This is a genomic window from Streptomyces mesophilus, assembly GCF_011044995.1.
In the GTDB taxonomy this organism is placed as follows: domain Bacteria; phylum Actinomycetota; class Actinomycetes; order Streptomycetales; family Streptomycetaceae; genus Streptomyces; species Streptomyces mesophilus.
The window spans coordinates 1-7,780 of record NZ_JAAKZW010000313.1 but is presented as its reverse complement, the minus strand read 5'-3'; the positions used below and the strand labels follow the sequence as shown (position 1 = coordinate 7,780).

The window sequence follows — 7,780 nt, the reverse complement described above, 5'->3', positions numbered from 1 at the left end:
GCCCCCGCTCGCCCGGCCAGAGCTCACCTCAACGCCGGTACCTCCAGCCGGAGTTCCGCCATCCGCGTACCCGGCCCGGGGCTCGCATCCGTATCCGTATCCGCATCCGCATCCGCGCCCACACCCACCCCCTCGCCCGCATCCAGCACGGCCGGCACCCCGAACGGCACCGTCAGGGCTCCGTCGCAGTGGCCGAAGCCGAACTCCTCGACCACCGGTACGCCAAGGCCTCCGAGCCGGTCGGCGAACACGGCGCGCACCTGGTCGTACGGTCCGCACTCCTCCCAGGAGCCGAGCAGTACGCCGGCCACCCCGTCCAGCCAGCCGCTGCGCAGGAGTTGGGTGAGCATCCGGTCGAGGCGGTAGTCCTCCTCGCCGACGTCCTCGAGGCACAGCAGACCGCCGCTCGCGCTCGGGCGGGCATGCGGAGTGCCGAGATCGGCCGCGAGCAGGCAGAGGCAGCCGCCGAGGGTGACCCCGCGGGCGCGGCCCGGTACCAGCGCACGGCCGCCCGCGATCGTCTGCACCGTCTCCGGTGCGAACAGGGTGGCCTTCAAGTGCTCCTGCGCACGGGCGTTCTTGAGGAAGTCCGCGGCCGCCGTCATCGGCCCGTGCAGCGTGACAAGACCGAGCCGCGCCGCGAACGCCTCGTGCAGCGCCGTGATGTCGCTGTACCCCACGAACACCTTCGGCCCGGCCGCGCGCATCGCGTCCCAGTCGAGCAGATCGACCATGCGCTGCACCCCGTAGCCGCCCCGCGCGCAGAACACGGCGGCGACGGAGGGGTCGCACCAGGCCGCCTGGAGATCCGCGGCCCGGTCGCGGTCGTCCCCGGCCAGGTAGCTCAACTTCGAGTGCGTGGCCAGGACATGGGGTGCCACGACGGGGTCCAGGTCCCAGCCGCGCAGGATGTCCAGGCCCGCCTCGAGCCGCTCCTCGGGGACGGGCCCGCTGGGCGCGACGACGGCGACGCGCGCGCCGGGCGCGAGCCGCCGCGGCCGGGTGAGGGGCGCGACGCCCCGGGTCGGTCCCGGATCGTCCCAGCCGTTCACCATGGTCTCCCCGTCCCGCCTCATTTGCTCAGCTCCAACGTCGCGATGCCGGGCGGGTTGAGTCCGAACACCTGGGCGTACAAAGACAGTTCTGCCTCGAGCGCGCTGATCATGGTGTCGGCGCGACGGAAGCCGTGACCCTCTCCTTCGAAGGCCATGTAGGCGTGGGGCACCCTGCGGCCTGCCATCCGCGTGAGGAAGCGCTCGGCCTGGCTCGGCGGACAGATCACGTCGTCGAGCCCCTGCAACAGCAGGAAGGGAGCGGTGATGTGCTCGGCCTGCGCGGCGGGCGAACGCTCCACATAACGGCTGCGGACCTCGGCGATCGGCCCGACCAGCGATTCGAGATAGTGCGACTCGAAGTCATGGGTCTCCCCGGTCGCCCAGCCCTCCAGGTCGAGCACCGGATAGATGATGGTGCCGCACGCGTACACATCGGTGCCGGCGAGCGACGCGGCCGTCGTCCAGCCGCCCGCGCTGCCGCCGCGGATGGCGAGCCGGTCCGGGTCGGCGGTGCCCTCCTCGGCGAGCGCGCGGGCGACCGCCGCACAGTCCTCGACGTCCACCACACCCCACTGCTCCCGCAGCCGCTCCCGGTAGGCGCGGCCGTAGCCGGTCGAGCCGCCGTAGTTGACCTCGGCGACGCCGATGCCGCGCGAGGTGAAATAGGCGATGTCCAGGTCGAGGACGAGCGGTGCATGCCCGGTCGGTCCGCCGTGCGCCCATACGACGTAGGGCGGCAGGGTGTTGTCGGGGCCTCGGTGACCCGGGTTGTGCGGTGGGTAGATGTGGGCGTGGATGTCCCGTCCCAGCGGACCGCTGAAGGTGCGGATCTGCGGTTCCGGGTAGTACGCGGGGTCCACGGGGTCGTCGTGCGGGGCGCCGATGACGCGCGCGCGGCCCGTGCGGATGTCGAGCTCGACGACCTCCGCGGCGCTGCGCGGACTGGCCCCCGACCCCACCACGCGGGAGCCGTGCACGGCGAGCGTCGGCGCCCATGCGGTCCAGGGGCCCGCCACATCCACGACATCCGTGGTCTCGGGGTCGAGGATGCCGAGCGAGGTGGTGCCCACGCCGTGCACCACGGCCACCGTGCCGTTCTCCAACGGCGCGAACCACCGCTGCCCCAGCTTCCACAGGGGTCCGGCGAACTCCTCGGCCCGCGGGCACAGGGCCGTCACCCTCAAGTCCTGCTCCCCCTGGCCGGGCAGCAGTTCACCTCGGTACAGGTTCCACCAGCCGCTGCGGTCCGAAGCGAAGAGCAGCGTCCCGTCGTGCGCCCACTCCGTCTGGGCGATGGACTCCTCGGGTCCGCCGGCCACGACGCGGGCCGCCCCGAATGTGCCGTCCGCCGTCACCTCGGCGACGAGGAGCTCCGTACCGTCCCAGGGCATCCGTGGATGGTCCCAGCCGATCCAGGCGGCATGCCGTCCGTCGGGCGAGACCCGGGGCGAGGTGACGAACCGGTGGCGTCCGTCGGACAGTTCGCGCAGCGCGCCCCGGTCGTCCGCGGCCGAACCGTCGAGCGGCACGGCGACCAGGATCCGCCGCAGATCCTCGGGTCCTTCACCGGTGAACTCCTCGAGCACGCACCACACTTCGTCCCGGTCGGCCCGGATCTGCGGATCGGCCCAGCGCAGCCCGCCGCCCACCGGAGACACCGGCGTCAGCGGTACGGGCTCCGCTCCGGGCGCGTCCGGCTCGTAGGCGTAGAGCCGCTGATCGGCGAAGTCGCAGAAGACCAGGAGCGGTCCCGAGGAGCCGATGACCCCGGCCCAGGGGTGTCCGCCGTATTCGATGACACGGGTGCGTACATTCCAGGGCGCGGGCAGCACCGACTCCTCGCGCCCGTCGGCGTGCCGGCGCACCAGGGCGCGGCGGCCCGCCTCGGCCGGGCGCGGCTCGGTCCACCACACCTCGTCGCCGACGAAGCCCACCCACTCCGGCCGGCCGTCGTGCGACGCGGCGAGCGCGGCGTCGATCGGCGAGGGCCAGTCCCCGTATGGCTCGGTACGCACCATCTCCCCCATTCCGCTAGGCCGTTCGCAGAAAGCGGCTCAGCACCCTGGCGCCGAAGTGCAGCGCCTCGACGGGCACCCGTTCGTCGACGCCGTGGAACATCGCCGCATAGTCGTAGTCCTCGGGCAGCTTCAGGGGCGAGAAGCCATAGCCCGTGACGCCGAGGCGGGAGAACTGCTTGGCGTCCGTCCCTCCTGACATGCAGTACGGAATGACATGCCCCTCCGGTTCGAATTCCTCGAGGGCGGCGCGCATTTTCCGGTAGACGGAAGAGTCGACCGGAGCTTCGACCGCGACCTCGCGGTGGTGGAACTCCCAGTCGACGTGGGGTCCGGTGAGTTCGTCGAGGGTGGCCTTGAACTCCTCTTCCCCGCCCGGCAGATAGCGCCCGTCGACATAGGCCACGGCCTCGCCGGGGATCACATTGACCTTGTATCCGGCCTGCAGCATCGTCGGGTTGGCGCTGTTGCGCACGGTCGGCTCGACCAGCGCCGCGGCCCGGCCGAGCTTGCCGAGCAGCGCGTCCACATCGAAGTCCGGTGCGTGGACGTCGGTGTCGACGCCGTGCAGCCGCGCGAGTTCGGCCAGGGCCGCCCGTACGGTCGGGGTCAGCCGCACCGGCCACTGGTGCTCGCCGATCCGGGCGATGGCCTGGGCGAGATGGATCACCGCGTTGGCCCGGTTCACCTTGGAGCCGTGGCCGGCCTGGCCCCTGGCGGTGAGCTTCAGCCAGCCCGTGCCCCGTTCACCGGCCGCGATCGGGTAGAGCCGCATCCCTGGAGCGGCGTGGAACGTGAACGCCCCTGATTCGCTGATCCCTTCCGTACATCCTTCGAAGAGTCCCGCGTGCCGGTCGGCGAGGAAACCCGAGCCGTCCTCGGCGCTGGCCTCCTCGTCGGCGGTGAACGCGATGACGAGATCCCGCCGTGGCCGGATGCCCTGGCGGGCCCAGGAGCGGACGACCGAGAGGATCATCGCGTCCATGTTCTTCATGTCGACCGCGCCCCGGCCCCACACGACGCCGTCGCGGATCTCGCCGGAGAACGGGTGGACCTGCCAGTCGTCGGCCTGCGCCGGCACCACGTCCAGATGACCGTGCACGAGCAGCGCATCGGCCGAGGGGTCGGTGCCTTCGATCCGCGCCACGACATTGGAGCGCCCCGAGGTGCGCTCCAGGAGGGTGGGTTCCAAGCCCGCGCCCGCCAGTTGCTCCGCCGCGTACTCCGCGGCGGGCCGCTCGCGGCAGTCGCCGCCGCCCCGGTTGGTGGTGTCGATCCGGATCAGGTCGGAGGTGAACCGGACCACCTCGTCGAGCCCGGTCGCGTCGACCCCGCTGTCCGTCTTGTGCGTGCTCTGCTCAGCCATATTGCTCCTCGACCGCGGCGGAAACGACCGTGGTGACCGCCTTGAACGTACGAATCCCCTCATACATGGTCGGACTGGTGTACGCCACCTTCCGCTCCCCGGAGCGCGCGACGCCCGGCACCACGGTCGCGGCCTGCGACAGATGCTCGGCGTCGAACTCCAGCTCCACGGTGAACGGCCCGCCCCGCACCGGCTCATGACGCACCGCCAGAGCGGCCGCCTCTTTGGCCGCGGCCCGGATGTCGGCGGCGGTACGGGCCGGGGTGCGGCACACCGCCGCGTACCGCGACACATGGTCCTTCACCGCGACCTTGAGCGCGCCCGGCGCATAGCCCAAGGCGTCCTCGCAGGTCAGATCGTCGCCCGTGACCAGGACCACCGGCACACCGAACTCGGCCACCACATGCGAGTTGAGCAGACCTTCGCTCGCCCGCACATCGTTCACCCACACCCCGGTGATGGAGTTGGCCAGATAGGTGTGCGCCAGGACCCCCTCCGTACCGGCGCCCGTGTGGTACCCGATGAAGGCGATCCCGTCCACATCACCGTGCTGCACCCCCTCGACCATGCTCAGCGACTTGTGCCGGCCGGTGAGCATCTCGGCGCGGTCGTCGAGCTTTTCGAGCAGCAGATTGCGCATGGACCAGTGCGCCTCATTGATCAGCACTTCATCGGCGCCGCCGTCGAAGAAACCGAGCACCGCCGCGTTCACATCCGAGGTGAACAGGGAGCGGCAGCGCTCCCACTGCGGATGGCCCGGCAGCACATCGGCAGGCCAGGTCACGCCGGTGGCGCCTTCCATGTCGGCGCTGATGAGGATCTTCATGCGGAAGACCGTACGCGCTGCGCCGAGGCGTCACTAGCCCTGTGGATAACTGTCGCTGGACTGGACCTCTGGCTTTTCCACAGGGGTTGCCAAAGGCCCCGGAGCCGCACCTCGCCGCACCCCTTGAACAGGGCAAGGAAACGCTTATGCGGCACAGTGGCCACAGCAAGGGCGATGACGGCAGGAGGCGCGTGCATGAAGACCATCGGGCTGATCGGCGGCATGAGCTGGGAGTCGAGCGCCGAGTACTACCGGCTGCTCAACGAGTTCACCCGGGAGCGGCTCGGCGGGCTGCACTCCGCGCGCTGCGTCCTGTACTCCGTGGATTTCGCGGAGATCGAGGAACTGCAGGTCGCGGGCGAGTGGGACGCGGCCGGAAAGATCCTCGCGGACGCCGCGCGCAGCGTGGTCGCCGCGGGCGCGGACATGGTGCTGATCTGCACCAACACCATGCACAAGGTCGCGGACGCGGTGCAGGACGCGGTCCCTGTTCCGCTGGTGCACCTCGCCGACACGACCGCGGCCGCGGTCACATCCGCCGGGATGCGCCGGATCGGTCTGCTCGGTACGGCGTTCACCATGGAGCAGGACTTCTACCGCGGCCGTCTCGCGCGGCACGGACTCGATGTGCTCGTGCCCGGCCCCGAGGAGCGTGCGCTCGTCCACCGGGTCATCTACGAGGAGCTCTGCCTCGGTGTCGTACGGGAGGAGTCCCGCGCCGCGTACCGTGCCGTGATCGACGGGCTGGTGCGCGAGGGCGCGGAGGGCATCGTCCTCGGCTGCACGGAGATCGAGCTGCTGATCGGGCCCGACCACAGCCCCGTTCCCGTCTTCCCCACGGCCCGCCTGCACGCCGAGGCGGCGGTCGAGCTGGCCTTGTCGGACAGCTGACCGAAGGGCCCGCTCACCGGTCCAGATGGCGCGCCCACGCGAAGCAGAAGCAGCCGAAGCAGAAGATGCCGAGCCCGAGCGCCGTGAGCAGAGCCGGCCCGAACGGCTGCTCGAGAACCTTCCGCAACGCCTCGTCGAGACCGCCCGACTTATCGGGTTCATGGGTCAGCGCCGCCCAGCCGAACAGGACACCGACGACACCGAGGGCCACCCCCTTCGCCGTGTGACCCGCGCGCCCCAGCCAGGTGTACGCCGTCCCCGTGGTCCCCCGCGTGCCACGCCGGTCGAACGTGTCCAGGAACTTGTCGGTGAAGGCCTTGCGCACCGAAGCCACGCCGATCCCGATGATCACCGCACCGACGGCGGCGACGAGGGCCTGCCCGAGCGGAAGGTCCATCAGCCGCGCCGTCAGGCTGTCGGTGGTCCGCTCACCGTCCTGGGCGCCCGATCCGAGGGCGATCCTGAGCGCGCTGGTGCCGAGCACTCCGTACACGATCGCCTTGCAGAGGGACAGCACCCGCTGCCACGGCCGGTTGCCGGCCCAGCGGTGTCCGAAGGCGGCCTCGACCAGCTGCCAGACGACGAGCAGGTACATGCCCACGGCGGTCGCCCAGACGATCGCACCGCCCAGCGGCTGACGCGCCAGCTCCTCGATCGCCCCGCTCGGCGAGGCGGGCCCGGAACGGTCGCCGAAGGCCAGCTGCACGGCGAGCCAGCCGACCACGAGGTGCACGAGGCCGTACGCGATCAGACCGAGCTGGGCCGCGCGGTCGAGCCAGTCGCTTCGATCCGTACGCCTGCCCAAGCGCTGGGCCCGGCGGGAGAGTTCGCTCATGGCGGGTCGTATGGCCCGAACGGCCGCCGTTACACCCGATGAGTCCGGTTCCCTATCGCACCCCGGCGACCGCACGCCCCGCCGGCCGGAGCTGGCGCACCAGGAATTCCTCCGTGTCCGCCGGGAAGAACCCGGAGATGCCGCGCATCAGCTGCAGCGCGGCAGTGACCCGTCCGGGCAGCGGCCGCGGCAGGGCCGCCAGGGGCAGGGCGTCCAGGCGCGGACCGGTGCCCGCCGCTTCCAGGGCCAGTTGAGCCTGGCCGAGATCGCCGGCCCGCAGATGCGCGAGCGCGCGCCGCACGCCGCCCGAGGCGCGCTCCACCACGGAGAGCAGCGAGGTGATGCCAGACAGGTCCTGGGCATCCGACAGATACGGTGAAGGCGACCCGGCGACCTGGACTCCCTGTTCGCGGGCCGCAAGGCGCAGTTGTGCACCCGCCTGGTCCAGGATCTTCACGATCGCACTCAGCCGCCCGGTGTCGTAAGACGCCATGGGGATCTCCCCTTCGCTCAAGGCCGGTCCGCTCGAGGTGCGGAGGGCGCGGAAGCACGCACCTTCAGACCTATCTCCCGGGCACGCGCGGCCCGAACCCCCGGGAGGGGGCGCACAGCCTGCGCAGAGGCGCCCGCCGGTGGGCCGCGTGCGCCTGTGGGTGCGGTATGCGACGGCCGCGGCGTGCATGCCTCAACCGGGCCCGGGTACACGGGACTTCCTGCCCGCCTCCCCCACCCTTCCGGAGAGCAGTGATGGCGCAGTCCTCCGTCCGGCGCGCCACCCGCACGACCGGGGGC

General features: G+C 71.4%; 7 protein-coding genes. 1 reads left to right on the top strand and 6 read right to left on the bottom strand.

The annotated features are described in order from the left end of the window. Nucleotides 1-23: 23 nt before the first annotated feature. From G6045_RS37680 to G6045_RS37665, 4 genes are read right to left on the bottom strand one after another with little or no spacing between them, the layout of a single operon-like run. Nucleotides 24-1,055: a S66 peptidase family protein gene (locus G6045_RS37680; protein WP_165336745.1), complete on the bottom strand. Its 1,032-nt coding sequence runs from the start codon at nt 1,053-1,055 to the stop codon at nt 24-26. Between the two features lie 17 nt (nt 1,056-1,072). Then, on the bottom strand, nt 1,073-3,082 hold the full coding sequence (locus G6045_RS37675; protein WP_165336744.1) for a prolyl oligopeptidase family serine peptidase: 2,010 nt from the start codon (nt 3,080-3,082) through the stop codon (nt 1,073-1,075). A 4-nt stretch (nt 3,083-3,086) separates the two neighbouring features. Then, nucleotides 3,087-4,436, bottom strand: a complete 1,350-nt coding sequence (locus G6045_RS37670) for a M20/M25/M40 family metallo-hydrolase (RefSeq protein ID WP_165336743.1) — start codon at nt 4,434-4,436, stop codon at nt 3,087-3,089. Then, nucleotides 4,429-5,262, bottom strand: a complete 834-nt coding sequence (locus G6045_RS37665) for a M55 family metallopeptidase (RefSeq protein ID WP_165336742.1) — start codon at nt 5,260-5,262, stop codon at nt 4,429-4,431. The genes G6045_RS37670 and G6045_RS37665 overlap by 8 nt, the downstream gene beginning before the upstream one ends. Before the next feature lie 195 nt (nt 5,263-5,457). On the opposite strand from G6045_RS37665, the gene G6045_RS37660 reads away from it, so the two are divergent. Next, a complete protein-coding gene (locus G6045_RS37660; RefSeq protein ID WP_165336741.1) occupies nt 5,458-6,153 on the top strand; it encodes an aspartate/glutamate racemase family protein in 696 nt (231 codons plus the stop codon). A gap of 13 nt (nt 6,154-6,166) precedes the next feature. On the opposite strand, the gene G6045_RS37655 is transcribed toward G6045_RS37660, so the two are convergent. Together G6045_RS37655 and G6045_RS37650 are read right to left on the bottom strand one after the other, a co-directional pair. Next, a complete protein-coding gene (locus G6045_RS37655; protein ID WP_165336740.1) occupies nt 6,167-6,988 on the bottom strand; it encodes a DUF1206 domain-containing protein in 822 nt (273 codons plus the stop codon). A 52-nt stretch (nt 6,989-7,040) separates the two neighbouring features. Continuing rightward, the gene (locus G6045_RS37650) at nt 7,041-7,481 is read right to left on the bottom strand and encodes a hypothetical protein (protein ID WP_165336739.1); all 441 of its coding nucleotides are present in this window, start codon (nt 7,479-7,481) and stop codon (nt 7,041-7,043) included. Nucleotides 7,482-7,780 lie beyond the last annotated feature (299 nt).

What these genes read in the sequence shown, in the direction of transcription:
- G6045_RS37655 (WP_165336740.1), bottom strand. Translation starts at nt 6,988, where the DNA reads ATGAGCGAACTCTCCCGCCGGGCCCAGCGCTTGGGCAGGCGTACGGAT.
- G6045_RS37665 (WP_165336742.1), bottom strand. Translation starts at nt 5,262, where the DNA reads ATGAAGATCCTCATCAGCGCCGACATGGAAGGCGCCACCGGCGTGACC.
- G6045_RS37680 (WP_165336745.1), bottom strand. Translation starts at nt 1,055, where the DNA reads ATGGTGAACGGCTGGGACGATCCGGGACCGACCCGGGGCGTCGCGCCC.
- G6045_RS37670 (WP_165336743.1), bottom strand. Translation starts at nt 4,436, where the DNA reads ATGGCTGAGCAGAGCACGCACAAGACGGACAGCGGGGTCGACGCGACC.
- G6045_RS37675 (WP_165336744.1), bottom strand. Translation starts at nt 3,082, where the DNA reads ATGGGGGAGATGGTGCGTACCGAGCCATACGGGGACTGGCCCTCGCCG.
- G6045_RS37650 (WP_165336739.1), bottom strand. Translation starts at nt 7,481, where the DNA reads ATGGCGTCTTACGACACCGGGCGGCTGAGTGCGATCGTGAAGATCCTG.
- G6045_RS37660 (WP_165336741.1), top strand. Translation starts at nt 5,458, where the DNA reads ATGAAGACCATCGGGCTGATCGGCGGCATGAGCTGGGAGTCGAGCGCC.